The following is an 18,215-nucleotide window of genomic DNA, read 5'->3' as shown; positions in this document are numbered from 1 at the left end:
TAAGCAAAAACAACGTATTTTTTGCCCTAGACAGTATCACATTTGGTAGCAATACCAATGAGAAATTTTGACGTGCGAAATCAACAAACGGGGCAAGTGGGGATCAATTGATTATGGCCAGACAACTAAAAATAGAAATATTGGAGAGTGCAGAATTTTTAGAGAAAAGTCTCAAGAGAGCAAAAAATGCCTCTCAGAAAGAAAGATTGCAAATGTTGTGGTGGCTGAAAACAGGTCAAGTGACACAGCACCATGAATTAGGTCAACTTTTGGGGCGTAGTCCAGCCACCATTACTCGTTGGCTACAACAATATCGTCAAGGGGGATTAGAGAAACTCCTAGAAGTTAGAACAGCACCAGGAGCGCAAAAAAAAATTCAAGGGGAAGCCTTGGAGAAGTTGAAGAATCGCCTAGCGTCACCTGAAAGCTTTCGCAGTTACCGCGAAATCGTAGAATGGCTGGATTTAGAATGTGGTTTGCAAGTCAAGTATGACACTGTAAATCGATTTGTGCGCGAGAAATTGAAGGCTAAACTCAAAGTTTCACGTCTCGCTAATTCCCAGCCAAAAAAAGATTTAATCGAGAAATTACAACCAATTTATGCTTGGCAACATAGTGCCTAAAAACTAATGTATGAATTTGTCAATTTGCGATTGATAAGTTCATATTTTTCATGAGCAAGAGCTATTTAAAAATTTTTTGTGTTCCTGTTTTTAATAAAAAGCTGTGTGCGTATCTACCGCTTTAATACGTAATAACTCATCCAGCAGGAGTGAAAGACCCGATCTGTTTTGTGCAGCTATCAATTGTTTCAGCGTCATTAATTAGTAGTTGTTGGCACTGAATAATTATGGCAAACTTGCGCGCCTGTCATGGGTGGAAAGATTTGAACTATTGAACTCGGCTATTGTACCACCTTAAACATCACATCAGGGATCGTTGGGATCTCTCTGGTTGAATTTGGGCTGTTTTGAGCCGATCGTCTGAGGCGATAACATAGAGAGGAAGATTATGATCGAGATTACTCAATTAGCATCTGCAAGACTAGCAAAAGCAAAAGCAGGATACACCACACGTTCAGTAGATGTAAATGCGATCGCTACAATTTTAACGGGAGACATCAAACCAGAATCAGGGGATTTAGTCTTAGTCAGAGTAGACGCCATCGGTCAACACGAACGTATCGACCAAGTTGATGGGCGCAAAGCGATTATTTTTATTGGCGATGAATTGGTGCTTTGCTATGGAAATCGCTATGCTCCCGATCAATTTGAAGCCGAGATTCCTCCAGACTTATCACCATGTAATTTAGCCGCAGCTGGGGGGATAGCCGCAAAAGTTCTGTCTAAAAATGCTAAGGTAAAACTGCCCACTACCATTACCCCTATTGGCTTACTGGGCGATCAACAAGGAAAACGCCTCAACCTAGCTGATTGGGCTTTACCCACAACAGAGTATATTGGGCAAAGACCATGCACCATAGCTGTTGTTGGCACATCCATGAACGCAGGTAAAACCACCACAGCTGCACATTTAATTAACGGTTTTGCTAACTCAGGACTGAAAGTTGGCGCAGCTAAGATTACAGGTACTGGTGCAGGTAACGATACTTGGCTGATGCAAGATGCTGGTGCTAGAGTAGTATTAGATTTTACTTGCGTTGGTTATCCCAGCACTTATAGAGCCACACCCAAACAAGTAGAAGAGATTTTTGTCACCTTAAATAACCATCTCGCCGCTCAAAATGTCGATGTTATTGTTTTAGAAATAGCCGATGGCTTATTTCAAGAAGAAACATCAACCTTAGTTTCCTCGACAATTTTCCGCCAAACTGTTGATGGTGTATTGTTCGCAGCTGGTGGTTCCTTGGGAGCCTATGCTGGGGTGGAATGGTTGCAAAAACAGAACATTCCTGTAGTTGGTATCAGTGGTTTAGTGACTGCATCCCCCTTAGCATCTCGCGAAGTGCTGCAAATGACATCATTACCTGTTTTAGATTTGCCAATGCTGAAAACAGAAGCAATGAATATCTTAGCTAGTGCTAAAAAAGCCGAACATCCACCTTTAATTTTTTCATCTTCTCTGTTCGTACCCCCGACTATCTTGACTGCGCAAGATTAAACAGCCATTTGCAGATTTAAGAGAAAAACAATCATGATGCAGATTCCCCGCATATTCAGTGGTATCCGCATGTGGCTGCTGACGCGCTTAGTGATGAATGGCTTTTTTCAGGCAATTGCTACATTAGCCAATGCCTTTTTGGTAGAATTAGCCTTTGACAAAATTATTACAGCTGCTAATTTCAGCTCGTATCAGCAAATTTGGCAAATAGGTCTGGGTTTATTAGCGGCGGCTGTTGTCACTGCTTTGCTCCGGATGATGGAACGCACTGATGCTGAACGCATTGGTCAAGAATATGTTTACGAACTCCGGCTGATTTTGTATGACCGATTAATGAGCCTTTCCCCCCGGACTCTGCAAAATCGCAGTCAGGGCGGGGTAATGCTCCGCTTTGTCAGCGATTTAAGCGCTATTCGTCAATGGGTGAGTTTGGGATTAGCTCGGCTAGTAGTCGCGATTACAGTCGCGATCGCATCCTTGTTAGCTTTATCATTGGTCAATATCCGTTTGGCTGTCACAGTAGCTTTGGTCTTGACAATTGGCACGATTAGTGCATTCAGACTCAGCCGAAAAATGAGAACTACAGCCAAAGAAGCACGCGATCGCCTGAGTAGGTTAGCGGGGAATATCAACGAAAAAGTCGGTTCAATTGCGGTTGTGCAAGTTTTTGGTCAGTCACAACGGGAAAAAAGGCGAATTGCCCGTCAATGCAGGGAATTGGAAGAGGCGATGGTGAATCGGGCGGTAGTAGCTGGGCAAATGCAAGCCATTACCGAGGGTACCACAGCGATCGCGGCTAGCGCGACTTTATTAATGGGAGCGCTAGAAGTAACCGCCAATCGTGCTACCCCTGGAACCGTCGTTGCTGCCATGACAATTGTTGGTTTTTTAGTACCCCGGTTGCGCGACTTGGGTAAAGTACAAGAATATTGGCATAACTCGCGGGTAGCAATAGCGAAGATTCAGCAATTTTTAGCCACTCCTTCCCTGGTAAAAGAAATACCCAATGCACCTGAACTGCAAACGGGGCCGGGATGTTTAGAATTTGATGATGTCAGCTTAGAAGGTGGGTTACATAACATTAGCGCGATCGCCTTTCCCGGTGAAATTGTCGCCATCGTCGGCCCCAATGGTGCGGGTAAATCAACATTATTATCTCTCGCCGCTCGTTTAGTTGACCCCGATCAAGGCGTGATTCGGCTCGATGGACAAGACCTAACCCAACATAGTTTAAAATCTGTCAGGCGAGCCATTGGCATGGCTGCATTAGATTTACCACTATTGCGGGGAAGCGTTGATAAAAATCTCCGCTATCGCTGGCGAGATGCACCCATAGAAGAAATTACCAGAGTTCGTCAATTGTGCGGCATAGATGAACTACTAGCAGAACTTCCAGAAGGCGAAAAAACCAGAGTTGCCGAAGGAGGTAAAGGCTTATCCGCCGGACAACGTCAAAGAATTGCCCTCGCACGAGCAATTTTAGGCAATCCCCCAGTATTACTACTAGATGAGGTCGATGCTAACCTAGATGCCCAAGCCGCCGCCGTTGTAGATCGCATCCTCGCAGAATATCAAGGCACAGTTTTAATTATTACCCACCGCAAAGAACGCCTAGCCGCCGCCGATGCTGTTTGGCACCTAGAAGCCGGTCGCCTCATAGAAGCAGGGCCGACCAAAGAGTTATTAGCCAAAGATGGCCCTACCAGTCGCCTATTTTGGTCACACACTCAAAGTGTGATGTCTCAAAGAGGTTGACTGTTGACTGTTGACTGTTGACTGTTGACCGTTGACCGTTGACTGTTGACTGTTGACCAATGCCCAATGCCCCATGCCCCATGCCCCATGCCCCATGCCCAACCCAATCATTAATCGCGCTGCTTTAGCAGACTTGTTAACTACAGCTTTCAGCGATTTGCCCAAAAAACTGCGGGTTTTTAGGAGCGATCGCCCTGGCTATGTCGCCCTACGCCAAAATGGAGTTTTGCTTGGCGATTACTGGCTAGATCAAGGTGAAGTCTTGAATGCTATCTGCGGTACTGTTACCTCCTCTATGTCTCATGAAGGCTGGCAACAAGTAGATACTATTGAAATTTGCTTGACTCACCACTATCGACCGGTTTCACTTCTAGATTTTTCTAGTAAGTTTCCTAATTCAAAAAGAGGAATTCGCGGTATTAAACTGCAATATCAATCCCAGGTGGTAATATATAGTCCCACCCAAATGATTGCTCGTAATTTGAGCTTTTCAGAGGTATTTGCTAGTTTTCTGCAACAAATATCTATTTCTGCTGAAGCTTTCGCCAATCAAGGCGGAATTATCGAATCTTTTGAAGCGGAACAAATATTGCTAACTCTCGATGCCGCCGCCGCAGTCACAAAATTATATCGCGGCAATCAAATTGTACCCTTAGGTGAAATGTCTCGCCAAACGATCTCAGATATGCTGGAGAGTATGGGGATATGGTTACAGCACAACTACCTTGACAATGGGCGCTTAATCTACAAATATTTTCCCAGCACAAACCACCCTTCTGATGATAATAATATAACTCGTCAGTTTTTAGCAACTTTGGGCTTAATCCGCTATGCCCAATTTACAGGTCAGTCCGATCGCCTAGTCATGGCCGATCGCAATCTCACCTACAATCTGGCACAGTACTATCGATTACAATCTGGTATCGGTGGTAGCGAACATCGCGGTAAAGTAGAATTAGGCACAACAGCCTTAGCAGCTTTAGCGATTTTAGAACATCCCGATCGCGATCGCTATGCTGATATTTTGCAGATGCTCAGTCAAGAAATTGAAGCATTTTGGCAACCAGATGGCTCATTTAGCATCAGTTCTCAGCCCCGCAGCCAGAATTTACATTCAGGATTAGTACTGCTATTTTGGGCATCTCTGTATAAAGCGACTCAGGAAAAATATTTGTTGCAGCGATGTCGCCAAAGCTTCCTCTATTATCGCCAATGGCACTTAAAACATCGTCATCCCGCCTTTATTCCCTGGCACGCTCAAGCCTACGCATTGCTATATGATGAGACGGGCGATCCGCTCTTCCGAGATTTTATTTTTGAGATGTATGATTGGCTATTGCCAATGCAGCAATGGGAAAAACTCCGCTCTCTAGATGCGCGGGGGCGATTTTACGATCCAGCACAGAAAGAATACGGTTCACCCCATGCAGCGACAACCGGAAATTATCTCCAAGGTTTAGTGGATGCTTATCGCTTGGCTAAACAAAGCAACGATACACCTAGAGCTAATGCTTATGAGTTAGCTATCTGGCGCGGATTACGCCATATTCGCCAATTGCAATTTAAAGATGATGTGGATATGTTCTACATTCAAGAGCGATCGCTCGTTTCGGGTGGTGTGCGTACTACTGTCTATGACAACACTATTCGTCTCGATAATGTGCAGCAAAGCCTGATGGCGATTCTCAAACTCTACAATTTACCAGAATTTCCCCAACAACCACCCCAACCTAAAATAGCTTTTCAACAGATCAAGCAAAAAGTAGATATTGCCCCAATCATGGCGGAAATCACCGAAAAATCGCCTTTATGGTTTTATGATACCAGCCGCCAGCAAAAACTTGCCCCCCAACAAGAAACTCAAAGTATTTTCCTCCGAAGAGCAGTCAAACCCTTTCCGGAGGGAATTGAGAATGCTAGGGATGTCCATGAATCTTGTCCTACCGAAGTAGCCAAGGAATTTCCTGTGGTGATGAATTGGGTAGAGGATTTTGTGGCGGAGATTGGGGGCGAACTAGGTAGAGTTAACATTGTGAGATTAGCTCCCAAGGGACGAGTTTACAGCCATATTGACCACGGAGAATATTATAGATTGCGCGATCGCTATCATCTGGTACTCCAAAGTCCATCGGGTAGCTGGATGAAATGCGGCAGTGAAGAAGTTACCATGCATGAAGGTGAATTGTGGTGGTTTGACAATAAACAACCCCATGAGGCTTTTAACCCTGCTGAAGAATGGCGAATTCATCTCATATTTGATGTGTTGCCAAAAACGTGAATCAGCACATACTTTCATCTATTAAAATCAAACTTTTTTATCAACAAATTTTTGTTTTTACAAAACTTTTTCGTCAATTGATATCTTTTAGCTCTGCTGCGATTAGCGCAATTTTCGCCTTATCCCACCCAGCCTTAGCTCAGGATATTATCAACACAGAACAAAGCAATATATCATCTTTTAATTCTGTTTCCCAACTATCAGAGATAAAATTTACAGATTGGTCATTTCAAGCCTTACAATCCCTAGAAAACCGCTACGGTTGCCAGCTTAATTACCATAACATTTATGCTGGTAACCAAACTCTTACCCGTGATGAATTTGCCATTCATTTAAATTCCTGCTGGCGGAGAATTCAGCAACTCATTACCGCCAATCAAATAACGGTGAATCAAGATGATTTAGCAATATTACAAAGATTAAAAACCGAATTTTCAACTGAATTAAGTCGCTTAGAAACCCGGATAGAAAATTTAGATTTGCAAACCTCACAATTGCAAACACAACAATTTTCCACCACTACCAAGCTAACCGGAGAAGCCATATTTGCAGTTACGGGAGCATTTGGCGAAAAAAAAAGCGATCGCCATCAAAAACCCATCGATGATAATCTTGTTTTTCATAACCGTGTACGCTTAAATCTTGATAGTAGCTTTACTGGTAAAGACCATCTGAGATTGCGATTGCAATCTGCAAATATCTCTAGCCTAGAAAAAGCTACAGGTACAGATATGGCTCGCTTAGGCTTTGAAAGTGATAACGATAATGAACTAAATATCAGCCGTTTAGAATATACATTTCCTATTAGCAAACAAGCCAGACTTTCTCTGAGCGCTACTGGTAGTGAATTAAGCGATTTTGCTGATACAGTAAATCCTTTTTTTATCAGAAGTAGTCTCGGTGCAATCTCCCGCTTTGGCAGACATAACCCAATTTACCGCCAAAGTGCGGGTATGGGTATAGGTATAGATTATCAAATTAGCAAAAATGTTAATTTAAGTCTTGGTTATATCGCTGATAATGCTCGCAATCCCAGAGTAGGAATTAGCAAAAGTCCCTATGGAGCAATTGTCCAACTAACTCTTAGACCTAGTAATAATTATAAATTTGGTTTAACTTATATCCGCTCTTTCAATAACTTGAAAACAGGAACAGGAAGCGAACTAGCTAATGACCCTTTTAACGATAAAAGTAACAGTATCACTGCCAATTCTTACGGTTTACAAACAACTTGGCGATTAAGCCGTAGTTTCACTATAGGCGGTTGGGTTGGTTTAACACAAGCCACCGCCTCAGACATTACAGGAAAACCCAGCGCTAACATTTTGAACTATGCTATTACCTTAGCCTTTCCCGATTTAGGCAAAAAAGGTAACTTTGCAGGTATTATCATTGGTCAACCGCCAAAAGTTATCAGTAATGATTTTGGTAATAGATATCAAGATAAAGCTACCGCTTGGCATTTAGAAATGTTATATCGCTGGCAAATTAATGACAATATTGCCATTACTCCTGGGTTATTAATCATCACAAATCCCGAACACAAACAAAATAGCGATCCAGTTTATGTTGGTACAATCAGAACGACATTTTCACTCTAGTAGATTATTCGGTTAAAGGTTGACGAGTTCGTACTAGCTCACTTGATTTAAACCAGTAACTATCACCCCAGTAATACTTTACTAGGGCTTCTTGATATCCTTGTACTTCATGACGCCGAACATCAATTACTAATCCAACCGGCCCGCCTATCTCGTTCCAGACATGATCACCAATTTCTAAAATTCTAGGAAAGTCAGAATTATTGATCACTGGTCAACTCCCGAAACAGCAATTTAACAGCTTTGGATGCCACACGCGATCGCACTAATCGAATTGGCTTACCTAAAGTTTTCTCGCTATCCAGAAATTCGCACAAAGTTGTGTAAATTTCATTATCCAAACGGCAGCGCTTTACCTCTAAACGAGTAAAAACCCATTGCCAGAAGGCTTTACGGCAAAGTTTAGAACCAGAGTTAACTTTACTTTGGTGTTTATCGCCTGATGATTCCAGGCTTGGCGCAAGTCCTAAGCACTTTTGAAATTTTCGCAGTGAAATGTATCGCTTGGTAGGCTTACCCGATTTCCTACCTTTGCGAATTTGTACTTCTGGTTTGCCATCCTTGAGGAAAAATTCAATCGGGTAAATTTGACTGAGAATCATTGCTTGCAGTCGCAGCCCAAAGCCAAATTTTGCAAATGCTTCCCTGTAAACGCTAAACCGCTCATCGCTCAATAACTGCTGTAACTCCAATTCAATCAGCCGTTCTTCACGTTGCAAACTACAAAGCCTTTGAGCGTGAAATTTTACTTCATGCCCTATCCCCAAGCCGATGCTGTTAGCTAGCATTGCATCATATCTTAGCGATACAGCTTCCCCGGCTAGCCATGCCCACAAAGGTGAAACGCCACATTTACCCGGCTTAGATTGTGAAAGTGCTATTTCCGGGAATTGCCAAGCTAAATCTTGGCGTAACCGGTTGACGATCGGCGACTGCACCCGGTTGAGATGACTTAGCCGCAAAATCAACCGCCGGATATGACGGATTATCCCGCAACGGTTATCAACAAATCGTGTAGTATCACCGCAGTAGTCAAACCAATAACAAGCAAGCGCAAGTGAGTCGGCGTCATCATCCTTATCTGGTAAAGCTAAATGGTTAGCCCGGTAATTTCTTAATTCTTTGTGACCAACTGAGAGAACATCAACCCCAGCGCGGCGCAAATGTTCAGCCCAAATTAAACTATAGTTTGTACCTGTTGGTTCGATAATTGCAATATCGGCATTTAACGCCAGCATTGCGGTAATTCCTGCACGGTTGGCGTTAAATTTCAAAAACCGATATTCATAATAAAATTGACGTACTCTATCAGGTTTACTTTCAAGCAAACACGCGGAAACTGAGGACTTGCTGACATCAAGTCCCAAAATTCTGATTTTGTTTTGCATGGGGTGTTGTTTTTAAAAATTCCCGAAGAGTCTAAGAATCACCCAAAAGCCATAAGCCTGCTTCACTCTCAAGACATTGGGATTTAAACAGCATCCCCCAGTAACCGAGCTTGCGAAAATGTAAAAGCCAAAGCCTAATTCTTTTTCAAAGCCCTAAGTTACATTTAGGAATGCTGGCGACTGATTTGGACTCAGACCGCGACGCGATCGCAATTTGGATCGCGTTTCGCCAGCTAGTCAGGCTGGCTCATCAGGCGTCGAACTCCTCCGAGTAATAATCCGAGAGATCCTCTTCCATAATTTGTTCTAGTTCGTTTAAAGCAGGCTCTAAAATTTCTTTGAGTTTTTCATCAATTTGGCTGTCTGCTTTTTCAACTTTGGCTATGAGGTTTAATCCCGTGTCTATCCGGCTTTTAATGGCAACTAGTGAATTCCAAATTTCGTAATAGTCCCAAGATGGATCGGGCTGAAAATCAATATTCATATTCATCATCTTCAAACTCATCTGACTGTTCTGGCTCACCCAAAAACATTGACATAAGTAATGAACTGGTTGAAGTTACACCGTTAAAATGTTCGATGTTTAAAGGCAATCCTTGATTGATGTAATCTATCGCCATCTGCACCGAAGTGCATTCCGGCTGCCACATTTGATAAAGCTCCTCAGCTAGTGCCTGTATTTGTTCCTGGCTCAAATATTTAGCATCAACTACATAGCAATGTGGGCTTCCTTCTTCTCTGGGAACGATAGGAAACATTGATTTTATTGGTACTTTTGAATCAGGGAATAACTTGTTAAAAGGTGTATCAGGTTTTAAATTTGCCCAAGTTTCCATGCCTAAAATGTGATAATTTTTACCTTGTAAACGTTTTAAGTCTTTGGGTCAGAAGTGCGATCGCGTTTTTCTCCTCTTACGCGATCGCATTTTTAAAAATTTAGTCCAGCCTTGATTAATAGCTGACGCGCCCAAGCAATAGCTGTGGCTTCATAAAGTGCATTGCCAAGAGGAACGCTAAAACAATCATCATCTAACCGCCACTCCTTGCCGTTGTCTTTGCACCATTCCATATAAGTGCGAAATTCACCACCCATTCGCCTCACCTTCATCCAAAATTTGCTGCAACATCTGCTCACCCTTAGCCCACCTAACGCGAAGCACTTTTTCAATCACATAAGTTTTGCCCTGACTTTCAAGTAGTGACTTTACAGCCAAATACAAAGCTTTTTTCTGGGAAGTGGAAGCCGTAAGCTCATCCGGATGATTTGCGCTAGGCTCACTATATAAATGTTCTAGCGATTGGGTTAATTCCTCTTTGACTTCCGGCGGGTAAGTTGGCTCGGAAGCTCCATAAATTTCTTGCAATGCAATTTCTTGTTGCTGGGTGTGAAGTGCAATTTCTACCGTTTCAAGTTCTTCATTCATTGCTGAGAGTGCTTTACGGCGGGCATCATCGACCATTAGCCGTTTGGATTCCTGCACCAGTTGCACGCCGGCGACAATTGCCAAGCTGTAGCTGATACCCTTCCCAATTGGGGGAAGTGGAGATAATGCACTTAGCCAAAATGCAGCTGTAGCACTGGCTAGGCAATTAGTTCTCAACCACCGAGAAGCCATGACAGCATACCCCCCAGGAAAATTGAAAACGCGATCGCAATTAATAAGGCATAGTAATCATGCTCACTAAGCTTGAGGAAGGGGCGAACAGCATCATCCGTAAGCAATGCAACGACTAGCGCCGCAGCGCACATGATGTAAATTACCCACATAACACGGGTTAAAGCTGGATGTAACGCCCCTAGCCAAGCGACAGCGCTAGAGGCGATACAGCCAAGCAGGAACCAAGCCCCCAGGTGTACCGCCTTAACCATTACTTAGCCGCCTTGATTTTGGCTTTTAGTTCTTCAATCCGTTGCTGTGCCTTGTTATCAGCATTTTCTAAGCCAATTCCCAATCGAGCGTACTCCGGACGTTGGCGGTGCAGATGTCTGGCTGTTGCAACGTCGGCGCGTTTTTTGGTGAGTTCGCCGTCAGCGACACCGCGAACGTAATTTCTATGATGTTTGTGAACCTCAGCATCAGCAGTTTCTATTTTTTTGAGTGAACGATAGGCTCGCTGTGACTGCCTTGCGCCTTCGGTGCATTGCTTGGCAAGTTCTTTAAGTGCTGCAGCTTCTTCCTTGGTAAAATAGCGTGGTCTGTCGTTAATTGGTGCAGTTCTCACAGATTGCCATCTACCCGCGTTCATCGGGTTTATTGCGGTTGGGTCTGTGGGAGCTAGTACCCGATTTTTATCTATGGCATGACCGCCAGTGGCAAGGTTTGAACCGCCTTCACTGGATTTATTGCTTTGAGTAATACGTGCAAGGAATCCCATTTTTAATCCTCCTGATCTTCAAGTGAGATAAAAAAATTCGCAGAGGCGGAAATTCTTCTGATACTAGTTGGCTCCAATTCGTTAGGACGTTCTTCCGCCGTAACTCGATTGTCTGAAACCTCTATAACTCGCCACACACTAGCGTCTTGTCGTGTCTTTGGCCTTACAAAATCAAATTTTTTCATCGGCAAACTTGGGTTTTGAGTTTTTCTAACTGTTGGGCATCAGCTTTCATCTGGCGCAATTGCACTTGATCCGAACTTTGGTAAGTGCTAATTGCCCCAATCGCTAAACCTGCAACTAGTGCGGCTGCAATGATGATCGCGTAAGGTGCTTTACTGGCTGCAACCGGTGCAGATGGCTGAGGCTGAACGTAAAATTCCCCGGTAAAAGGAACTACTCTGTTGCTGTTAGTCGTTTGTTGTTGGTTGTTCATCTCCCCCCAGCAGAATTGGTTGGTATGTGGGCAAGAGTAGATGCTCGGTACCTGCATTAATTGCGGCGTGAACTGAGGTTTGGATAACTTGACGCTGTTGCGGTGTTGGGTTTTGCTGCATTTGCTTAATTCTGTGCAGCACTCGACCGGGTAACAGTCGCCAATATTCAAGGGCTAAAGTTTCCGCAGAATGGTCTAGCAACGATTCCAGTAAATCGCCTGCATCATTTTCCGCAACGTCATCTGCTGCATTTTTCGATGCACGACGGGAACGCAATAACTCAATTCCGGCTTCAGTCCAAAGTTTTTGGCCGTGTTCGTCCGCAATTAGATGAACATCGATTTGGAATACCCCAGGGTGTCGGCTTAACCAACTGCGAATTGTTCCTTCGGGTATCCCGGTTACCTGTGAGGCTTGCGGTGTGGTGTATAAATTGTCCATCGCATACAATTTGGTTACGTAATCACAATGGTTTTACTCACGCGATCGCATTTCGTTGGTATTCAACGCGATCGCATTTTTAAAGGCAATAATTCCGCCGTCATAATGTCGCCGAATCCCCCTGAGTACTTCTCCACTGGTCAATTCGTCAACCTGATCCGCTTTAAGATCAGCCCAGCAACAATCTTTAATCCAGCATCTAGCCTCAATTAATTCTTCTGGTGTTAGTTTTTCCATTTTTATTAAGGCTGAAATACAGCATTGACAAGGGCTGATGCTTCAAACATGTCACTAGCTATCTGAGACGCAAGGTAAAGTTGTTCATCTTCAGACAGGGCATCGACCGATAAAACAATATTCAACGGGATATCGTGAAAATTTAACTCCTTGTGCTGATAGGCAATGCTGGTTTGTTCTCTCAGTGCCATGTAAATCAAAACTTGCAGGCCGGATGCTTGGGCGCGGTCGAAATGTTCGCTTACATGGGAGTAAATATCAGTTTCTTGTTTAGTCATTAGTCATTGGTCATTGGCTGTTAGGTTGTCATCACGCACGACTATCCCGATCCAGTGTTCTCTAACGATTACTTCGTGGATGTCATATTCGCAATCAGTCCCTTCGCCGATGATGCGAACTTGCATGATCGCGTCAGGGTTTAGCTTTTGCAGTCTTTCGATCAGTTCTCTGACTGTGCCTGTTAAAAATAAGTCTTTGTTGTCTTGCCATCGGTTGCTCATGATTGGTCATTGGTCATTGATTATGATCTTTTGCTCAAACTCACGAGTAGCCGCTAGGCAGGGCGTCGAATAAAACTTTGTTATTTTTGCACTCGCCTGCGTAAGCATCACGGATTGTCTCAGCCCTTCAAGCGGTTTAAGTCCACGTTTTTTGCGGCGTCGGTTTTTTTGTACAAGGTTTTTACTCATAGTCATTGGTTATTGGTTATTGGTCATTGGTCATTCACTCACTAGCAGGTCTTTCCACTACAGGCTGCTATCTCTGGCGGGTTTGGAGTGAAGCGCCAGCGTACCTCTGGCGCGATTTAAGGTGTAATTTTGCTGGTATTAGCGCTGTCAACGAGCTTATACGTCTAAGTTTTCCTCCACTAAGGTTTACAGTTTGCCCTTCCTCCAACTCACTAGCAGGTCTTTACCTAGCACAGGCTGCTATCTCTGGCGGGTTTGGTGTTGGGTGTTGGGCATTCGGCAGACTGTCTGCCGAATTAAGCATCAGGTTTCAGGTAACGGTGCAACGTGCAAGAACGTTGCAGTTTTGCATTATGCGTTACTGTGATATATATTTATGCATAATGCAAAACTTAAAGTCAATAGCTCTTTTAGGTTTTGCATATGCGCTTGCTTTTTGCATATGCAATAATTCTGTCAGGAGAGACAATGGAGAACGCTCAACTCAATGCCAAGACCAAAAAAATACACAGAAGAAACTCACAACCGAATGGTGAGAATGACGGACAAGGACTGGAGGGAACTAGAGGCTGTGGCTTTGTCAATGGGTCTGGGGAGCAGAACAGACCTGCTAGTAGGGATTGCGAGAAAGACTATCCCGGCGGGAGTATTGAATCCCAACGAGAAGAAATTAGTAATGGAGTCCCTGCTGGGAAAATCCTAGATGAGGTATTGCACCTAAAAGAGCAGTTCCTCACTTACACCAAATCTCATCAAAGTCACTTAGAGGCAAGGCTTGATGCAGCCAAACAGGAAGAACAGCAATTTCTATCTAGTGTTGAAATTCTAGAGAGAAGAATCAAAACAGCGCTTGTAATTCAAGAACAAACAAATACTTTAGACGCAACCGAAGAACATAAAGAATAAACCGTCCCCACCCTTGCGTGAGGACGGCTTTCTATTGGGTATTAACAAGTAGTTAATAACCTGATTCTTAGTGTCCAGAAATATTAAAAAGTCCTCGATTTCAAGGACTTTGACTACCAAATAATAGGAGATATTATGACACAAAACATAGCTAAAAACATTAACCTTGAGGTAGAAAAATGACTCAAGGTATCTATCCATTTCCTTCTGAGCAATTAGATTTTCGTGCAACTAACGACCGTTTGCCACCATGCAATATAGACGCTGAAGTTGCAATTATTGGTGGTATATTAGTAGACTCTAATGCTATATACCGAGTTAAAGACAGGTTAAAGCCGGAGCATTTCTTTATACGTACACACGCATTGATTTATCAAGAGTGCTTGAGGCTTTGCAAGCAGGAACAACCAACCGATTTACTAACAGTTGAAAGCAAAATCAGGGACAAGTACCCTAACAAAAAGGAATGGCGAAGCACGTTAGCCAAGCTAGTTGATGCGGCGGAAAGTACTGTTAACATAGATGCTTTAGCCGCGTTGGTTATTCAAAAAGCCGTTCGGCGTGACCTAATAAAAGTATTCGATGAACTTTATAAATTAGGCTATGACACGGAGACTGAATTTGATGAACTCCGCACAATAACCCAAGACAAAATACGCTCAGTAATCGAGCATCCAGTCGCACCAACTAGAGAAGAATACCAACAATGGAAACACGACAGATTACTTGATGAATTAACCACAATTTATACAACTTGTACACAACCGTCTTTAAAGCTATTAAAACTCAAAGACCTAGCTAACGAGCATCATTTATCAATCAACTTCCTCGAACTTTTATACCTTAAAAGTCTCACAGCACAGTGTACGAAATTACTCACTTACAAGGAGTTGAAAGAGTTAGCGGGTTCCACAGTTAGGGAATGGTTACTTAATGGCTTAGTTCCTAAAGCAACAACTATTTTGCTGGCGGCTGACGGTGGAATTGGTAAAACCAAACTTACCTATGGAATTGGCAAAGTAATTATTCAGGGTACTCAGTTTGGTAAATTCACTGCCACAGGTGAAAAACGCAAAATCCTTTACTATCAAGGCGATGAAAGCCCCGGCGACATGGTGCAAGCCCTGGAGTCACTAGGCTACTCCGAAGATGATATTGATAAGCACGTTCGCGTTCGCTTTGGCTGGAGTGCTGAGAATATGCCAGTGCTAATTCAGGATTTGAAAGAATTTCAACCCGACTTTGTTGTCATCGACTCGCTATCAACTGCTAACAAGTACTCGGTTTACCAAGAATCACAAATGGAATACGCCCGCCCCATTTTGGAGATGACCGGGCTAGCAATCCAGTACAACACCACATTTTTAATTATTCACCACACCAACCGGGAAGGCGGGGTACGCGGTACAACCGCTATTAGAAACGCAGTCAGCGAAGTCTGGACATTAGCCAAAGACAACAGCCAATCAGCCACACCCTATGACCGACTACTAACAATCGACAAATCGCGATCGCGCTCCTCCGGTAAAAAATATCGGCTGATGTTCAGCCCTGAAGACCTCAGCTTCACGTTCCTGGGAGAAGACGTTGATCAGTTTGTCGCCTCAGAGCAGTCAGCCAAAGACGCGCTTTTAGATTTCTTCAAAGCCAACCGTAATATTAAGTTCACATCAAAAGAACTTTCTCACCGGCTGGGCTACTCCGACGGACACACCCGCAGCAGCTTATCCGCCTTGTCCGCAGATGGGCTTATCAGCGCCGAGCGTCGCCCCGGTCACGCAACCAACTATTACCTAGCTTGGGAGAATGGCGACGATCACCCCGACGATCACCCCAGTAATCGACTCGAAATCCTTGCTAGGACTGAAATAGAAGCTGATTCCACACCCTGTATCATAGAAAACTCGATCACCCTCGATCACCCCACGATCACCCCCGACGATCACCCCATCGACCTAGACACAGCAAGCGATACAGCCGAAGGTGATCGTCTAAGTACAGAAAAATCGCTTTTAGAAAAAGTTGAGCCAGAAAAAAATAATCTGAATTTTTCACCTTCAGCCGATCACCTTCGCCCAGAACCCTCACCAGATAACAACTCTAGGGGTGATCGTGGGGGTGATCGTGAGGTGATCGTGCAGTCGCCACCTACAACCGACGAACTACCCCTGATTGAAGAAAAAGCTATTTACTGGAGCAAGTCTTTGGGATGCAAAGTAGAGATTTTTAATATTGTTGATGCTTTAGGCACTGTCGGCGCGAAAGCAGGGAAACGCTGGGTAACTCTAAACTTTGCAGACTTGAGACCCTGTGAAGAATCCCCTAAACACAATTTCTCTGTCACGGATCAAGTAGTCATTCTCTGTGGAAAACATCAAGACAAACTTGCTGTTATCTCCTCGATTGGTTCTGCTGGCATCTTTTTAAATTGCGAAAGGAAGTTGATCAAGAAGGCTTTCTTCCCACATCAGCTAGCCAAGATGTAAAAGTCCGGCATTATAACCCAGCACTTTGCTTGTTGCAAATTGCGTGATAAGCTTCGGCCGAATATGGTCTGGTACAGGAATGAGGATTTTTGTACTCCCATCAGTCGGCTGGGTTGTCTGGTGATTCCCCAGCCTTCCCCAAACCCAGTACATCAGGCTTATCTTTCACCAATTGCCTAAACTTCCGCAACTCATCCCAGGCACGGGTGTTAATGTCGAGTTCTTTCGAGTGCTGGTTTGGGTGGTGCTTGGTACGTTTGTACTCAATGTACGCTTCAATCGCCTGAAGAATAAAGGAAGCATCCCCCGCTCGCTGAGGGACATTCACTAACTTGTCATTAGGTGCATCTATGGATTTAGCATACTCCATTACCTTAAATTCTAAGGCAATGGGAATTCTGACTAACTTGGTTTCTCCACTGTTCCAGCTAGACTGCCAAGTCGTTTTTCTACGTCCACCTTTGCTCATAGCCGTGCCCTCTATTGCCTGTTACAAGGCAATAATACAAGGCTCCATTGCCTGTTACAAGGCAAAAAAATGCGATCGCGTTTTCTTGGGAATCAATCAGGGTGTATCGGCAAGAAGTGCGATCGCGGCAGTTGAAATTTGAGTTTTGCTTTATGGGTCAATCCTAAGCGATGGGGGAAGCAATGCGGCTTCGTATTCATCCCACATCCGGTCGGCAATACCTTCTAGAGATTTTGCCAAAGTTTCGGGGTTGTCCATATCGCCGTTCAGGATTTGGCCAATTAGGTAGCCCAGCGACAATATCAAGTCAGTTTTGTTAATCATAATGTGGCTATAGCCCCCTTAATAGCATCTGGATCAATGTCGATATAACGCTCAAGTGCTTTAAAATCCCGATGCCCAGTAATTTTTTTAATTTTGTACGGGTCAATTCCGTTGCGGTGTAACTTGGTGATGAAACTCCGGCGGGAGGTATGCGTGCTAATTCCCTTACTTCCAAAACCAGCTTTTTCACAAGCTCGCTTGAGAATGTCGTAAGCATTGCGCCAAGTTATCGGTTTTGTCCCGTCCCGACTGGGGAATAGCCATAAGCTATCAGTTTCAGGTTTGTAAGATGCCAACGATTCACCTAAAACTTGATGCACTGGTACTTGTCGAGTTTCACAGCTGCCATCAGGCCGCTTTTTGCGAGTTGCAGCCCTAAAAGTTATATATTCTCGTGGTTTACCACTGGCATCATAAACATCACTGACCTTTAGCTGAATTAAAGCACCCCACCGTTCCCCGGTGTACCAGCCCAAATCCAAAAGTAATTTGTATTTTTGGGTTTGAATCTGACGCCGTAATTTAGAATATTCCGTGTCAGTGATACAGGCGGCCTGTCCGTGACCGTCAATCTTCATTCATTGACCTCCCGTTTTTAATGTTCCGCTTTTACCTAGTTCAGAGGTAAAAGCGGAATATATAAGATTTCATCTATTAGTAATAAGTCGCTCAATCCTAACGCTGACAAGACTTACACGTAATCAGCG

At 43.8% G+C, this 18,215-nt stretch carries 23 protein-coding genes; 7 read left to right on the top strand and 16 right to left on the bottom strand.

Features of this window, described 5'->3' with window-relative positions; translation table 11 throughout:
- Positions 1-113: 113 nt before the first annotated feature.
- From AACW45_RS13200 to AACW45_RS13180, 5 genes are all read left to right on the top strand, one after another.
- Positions 114-623: a helix-turn-helix domain-containing protein gene (locus AACW45_RS13200; protein ID WP_190633065.1), complete on the top strand. Its 510-nt coding sequence runs from the start codon at positions 114-116 to the stop codon at positions 621-623.
- Between the two features lie 388 nt (positions 624-1,011).
- Positions 1,012-2,121: a molybdopterin-guanine dinucleotide biosynthesis protein MobB gene (locus AACW45_RS13195; protein ID WP_190633064.1), complete on the top strand. Its 1,110-nt coding sequence runs from the start codon at positions 1,012-1,014 to the stop codon at positions 2,119-2,121.
- A gap of 33 nt (positions 2,122-2,154) precedes the next feature.
- The gene (locus AACW45_RS13190; RefSeq protein ID WP_190633063.1) at positions 2,155-3,876 is read left to right on the top strand and encodes an ABC transporter ATP-binding protein; all 1,722 of its coding nucleotides are present in this window, start codon (positions 2,155-2,157) and stop codon (positions 3,874-3,876) included.
- Between the two features lie 73 nt (positions 3,877-3,949).
- Positions 3,950-6,154, top strand: coding sequence for an aspartyl/asparaginyl beta-hydroxylase domain-containing protein (locus tag AACW45_RS13185; RefSeq protein WP_190633062.1), 2,205 nt, complete (start codon positions 3,950-3,952; stop codon positions 6,152-6,154).
- A 77-nt stretch (positions 6,155-6,231) separates the two neighbouring features.
- Entirely contained in the window at positions 6,232-7,755 is a 1,524-nt protein-coding gene (locus tag AACW45_RS13180) for an iron uptake porin (protein WP_199331122.1), read from the top strand.
- Positions 7,756-7,759: 4 nt separating this feature from the next.
- Here AACW45_RS13180 and AACW45_RS13175 read toward each other — a convergent pair whose 3' ends face one another.
- The 14 genes from AACW45_RS13175 to AACW45_RS13110 all read right to left on the bottom strand — a co-directional run bounded on the left by AACW45_RS13175 (position 7,760) and on the right by AACW45_RS13110 (position 13,329).
- Positions 7,760-7,966, bottom strand: coding sequence for a hypothetical protein (locus AACW45_RS13175; protein WP_190633061.1), 207 nt, complete (start codon positions 7,964-7,966; stop codon positions 7,760-7,762).
- Positions 7,956-9,143, bottom strand: coding sequence for an IS110 family transposase (locus AACW45_RS13170; protein WP_190633060.1), 1,188 nt, complete (start codon positions 9,141-9,143; stop codon positions 7,956-7,958). The genes AACW45_RS13175 and AACW45_RS13170 overlap by 11 nt, the downstream gene beginning before the upstream one ends.
- Positions 9,144-9,393: 250 nt before the next feature.
- A complete protein-coding gene (locus AACW45_RS13165; protein ID WP_190633059.1) occupies positions 9,394-9,627 on the bottom strand; it encodes a hypothetical protein in 234 nt (77 codons plus the stop codon).
- Positions 9,617-9,979: a hypothetical protein gene (locus tag AACW45_RS13160; protein WP_190633058.1), complete on the bottom strand. Its 363-nt coding sequence runs from the start codon at positions 9,977-9,979 to the stop codon at positions 9,617-9,619. Before AACW45_RS13160 ends, AACW45_RS13165 begins: the two co-directional genes overlap by 11 nt.
- 92 nt (positions 9,980-10,071) lie before the next feature.
- Positions 10,072-10,236: a hypothetical protein gene (locus AACW45_RS13155; RefSeq protein WP_190633057.1), complete on the bottom strand. Its 165-nt coding sequence runs from the start codon at positions 10,234-10,236 to the stop codon at positions 10,072-10,074.
- On the bottom strand, positions 10,226-10,759 hold the full coding sequence (locus AACW45_RS13150) for a hypothetical protein (RefSeq protein WP_190633056.1): 534 nt from the start codon (positions 10,757-10,759) through the stop codon (positions 10,226-10,228). The genes AACW45_RS13155 and AACW45_RS13150 overlap by 11 nt, the downstream gene beginning before the upstream one ends.
- On the bottom strand, positions 10,741-11,013 hold the full coding sequence (locus AACW45_RS13145; protein ID WP_190633055.1) for a hypothetical protein: 273 nt from the start codon (positions 11,011-11,013) through the stop codon (positions 10,741-10,743). The genes AACW45_RS13150 and AACW45_RS13145 overlap by 19 nt, the downstream gene beginning before the upstream one ends.
- The gene (locus tag AACW45_RS13140) at positions 11,013-11,519 is read right to left on the bottom strand and encodes a hypothetical protein (RefSeq protein WP_190633054.1); all 507 of its coding nucleotides are present in this window, start codon (positions 11,517-11,519) and stop codon (positions 11,013-11,015) included. The genes AACW45_RS13145 and AACW45_RS13140 overlap by 1 nt, the downstream gene beginning before the upstream one ends.
- A gap of 181 nt (positions 11,520-11,700) precedes the next feature.
- On the bottom strand, positions 11,701-11,955 hold the full coding sequence (locus AACW45_RS13135; RefSeq protein ID WP_190633053.1) for a hypothetical protein: 255 nt from the start codon (positions 11,953-11,955) through the stop codon (positions 11,701-11,703).
- Positions 11,930-12,397, bottom strand: coding sequence for a hypothetical protein (locus AACW45_RS13130; RefSeq protein ID WP_190633052.1), 468 nt, complete (start codon positions 12,395-12,397; stop codon positions 11,930-11,932). The genes AACW45_RS13135 and AACW45_RS13130 overlap by 26 nt, the downstream gene beginning before the upstream one ends.
- A gap of 33 nt (positions 12,398-12,430) precedes the next feature.
- Positions 12,431-12,634 carry a peptide ABC transporter substrate-binding protein gene (locus tag AACW45_RS13125; protein WP_190633051.1) on the bottom strand — a complete coding sequence of 68 codons (204 nt, stop codon included), beginning with the start codon at positions 12,632-12,634 and terminating at the stop codon, positions 12,431-12,433.
- Between the two features lie 5 nt (positions 12,635-12,639).
- Positions 12,640-12,912 (bottom strand): hypothetical protein, encoded by a 273-nt coding sequence (locus tag AACW45_RS13120; RefSeq protein WP_242045462.1) that lies wholly within the window; start codon positions 12,910-12,912, stop codon positions 12,640-12,642.
- A gap of 3 nt (positions 12,913-12,915) precedes the next feature.
- A complete protein-coding gene (locus AACW45_RS13115; protein ID WP_190633050.1) occupies positions 12,916-13,134 on the bottom strand; it encodes a hypothetical protein in 219 nt (72 codons plus the stop codon).
- 6 nt (positions 13,135-13,140) lie between these two features.
- Complete coding sequence (locus tag AACW45_RS13110; protein ID WP_190633049.1) at positions 13,141-13,329, bottom strand: hypothetical protein; 189 nt, start codon at positions 13,327-13,329, stop codon at positions 13,141-13,143.
- Positions 13,330-13,791: 462 nt separating this feature from the next.
- Here AACW45_RS13110 and AACW45_RS13105 point away from each other — a divergent pair, with 462 nt between their 5' ends.
- Together AACW45_RS13105 and AACW45_RS13100 are read left to right on the top strand one after the other, a co-directional pair.
- A complete protein-coding gene (locus AACW45_RS13105) occupies positions 13,792-14,229 on the top strand; it encodes a hypothetical protein (protein ID WP_190633048.1) in 438 nt (145 codons plus the stop codon).
- Positions 14,230-14,408: 179 nt separating this feature from the next.
- A complete protein-coding gene (locus AACW45_RS13100) occupies positions 14,409-16,715 on the top strand; it encodes a DnaB-like helicase N-terminal domain-containing protein (protein WP_190633047.1) in 2,307 nt (768 codons plus the stop codon).
- 100 nt (positions 16,716-16,815) lie between these two features.
- Here the strand turns inward: AACW45_RS13100 and AACW45_RS13095 are convergent, their stop codons facing one another.
- Together AACW45_RS13095 and AACW45_RS13090 are read right to left on the bottom strand one after the other, a co-directional pair.
- Entirely contained in the window at positions 16,816-17,184 is a 369-nt protein-coding gene (locus AACW45_RS13095) for a hypothetical protein (protein ID WP_190633046.1), read from the bottom strand.
- Positions 17,185-17,504: 320 nt separating this feature from the next.
- Positions 17,505-18,086: a tyrosine-type recombinase/integrase gene (locus AACW45_RS13090; RefSeq protein ID WP_190633045.1), complete on the bottom strand. Its 582-nt coding sequence runs from the start codon at positions 18,084-18,086 to the stop codon at positions 17,505-17,507.
- Positions 18,087-18,215 lie beyond the last annotated feature (129 nt).

Source organism: Calothrix sp. FACHB-168, from assembly GCF_963889195.1.
GTDB lineage: Bacteria > Cyanobacteriota > Cyanobacteriia > Cyanobacteriales > Nostocaceae > Aulosira > Aulosira anomala_A.
This window is presented reverse-complemented; position numbering and strand designations above follow the sequence as displayed.

Excerpts from the sequence above, each read along its gene's own strand:
- AACW45_RS13200 (WP_190633065.1), top strand. The coding sequence starts at position 114 with ATGGCCAGACAACTAAAAATAGAAATATTGGAGAGTGCAGAATTTTTA.
- AACW45_RS13195 (WP_190633064.1), top strand. The coding sequence starts at position 1,012 with ATGATCGAGATTACTCAATTAGCATCTGCAAGACTAGCAAAAGCAAAA.
- AACW45_RS13190 (WP_190633063.1), top strand. The coding sequence starts at position 2,155 with ATGATGCAGATTCCCCGCATATTCAGTGGTATCCGCATGTGGCTGCTG.
- AACW45_RS13185 (WP_190633062.1), top strand. The coding sequence starts at position 3,950 with ATGCCCCATGCCCCATGCCCCATGCCCAACCCAATCATTAATCGCGCT.
- AACW45_RS13170 (WP_190633060.1), bottom strand. The coding sequence starts at position 9,143 with ATGCAAAACAAAATCAGAATTTTGGGACTTGATGTCAGCAAGTCCTCA.
- AACW45_RS13165 (WP_190633059.1), bottom strand. The coding sequence starts at position 9,627 with ATGAATATTGATTTTCAGCCCGATCCATCTTGGGACTATTACGAAATT.
- AACW45_RS13160 (WP_190633058.1), bottom strand. The coding sequence starts at position 9,979 with ATGGAAACTTGGGCAAATTTAAAACCTGATACACCTTTTAACAAGTTA.
- AACW45_RS13155 (WP_190633057.1), bottom strand. The coding sequence starts at position 10,236 with ATGGGTGGTGAATTTCGCACTTATATGGAATGGTGCAAAGACAACGGC.
- AACW45_RS13150 (WP_190633056.1), bottom strand. The coding sequence starts at position 10,759 with ATGGCTTCTCGGTGGTTGAGAACTAATTGCCTAGCCAGTGCTACAGCT.
- AACW45_RS13145 (WP_190633055.1), bottom strand. The coding sequence starts at position 11,013 with ATGGTTAAGGCGGTACACCTGGGGGCTTGGTTCCTGCTTGGCTGTATC.
- AACW45_RS13140 (WP_190633054.1), bottom strand. The coding sequence starts at position 11,519 with ATGGGATTCCTTGCACGTATTACTCAAAGCAATAAATCCAGTGAAGGC.
- AACW45_RS13135 (WP_190633053.1), bottom strand. The coding sequence starts at position 11,955 with ATGAACAACCAACAACAAACGACTAACAGCAACAGAGTAGTTCCTTTT.
- AACW45_RS13130 (WP_190633052.1), bottom strand. The coding sequence starts at position 12,397 with ATGGACAATTTATACACCACACCGCAAGCCTCACAGGTAACCGGGATA.
- AACW45_RS13125 (WP_190633051.1), bottom strand. The coding sequence starts at position 12,634 with ATGGAAAAACTAACACCAGAAGAATTAATTGAGGCTAGATGCTGGATT.
- AACW45_RS13120 (WP_242045462.1), bottom strand. The coding sequence starts at position 12,912 with ATGACTAAACAAGAAACTGATATTTACTCCCATGTAAGCGAACATTTC.
- AACW45_RS13115 (WP_190633050.1), bottom strand. The coding sequence starts at position 13,134 with ATGAGCAACCGATGGCAAGACAACAAAGACTTATTTTTAACAGGCACA.
- AACW45_RS13110 (WP_190633049.1), bottom strand. The coding sequence starts at position 13,329 with ATGACTATGAGTAAAAACCTTGTACAAAAAAACCGACGCCGCAAAAAA.
- AACW45_RS13105 (WP_190633048.1), top strand. The coding sequence starts at position 13,792 with ATGGAGAACGCTCAACTCAATGCCAAGACCAAAAAAATACACAGAAGA.
- AACW45_RS13100 (WP_190633047.1), top strand. The coding sequence starts at position 14,409 with ATGACTCAAGGTATCTATCCATTTCCTTCTGAGCAATTAGATTTTCGT.
- AACW45_RS13095 (WP_190633046.1), bottom strand. The coding sequence starts at position 17,184 with ATGAGCAAAGGTGGACGTAGAAAAACGACTTGGCAGTCTAGCTGGAAC.
- AACW45_RS13090 (WP_190633045.1), bottom strand. The coding sequence starts at position 18,086 with ATGAAGATTGACGGTCACGGACAGGCCGCCTGTATCACTGACACGGAA.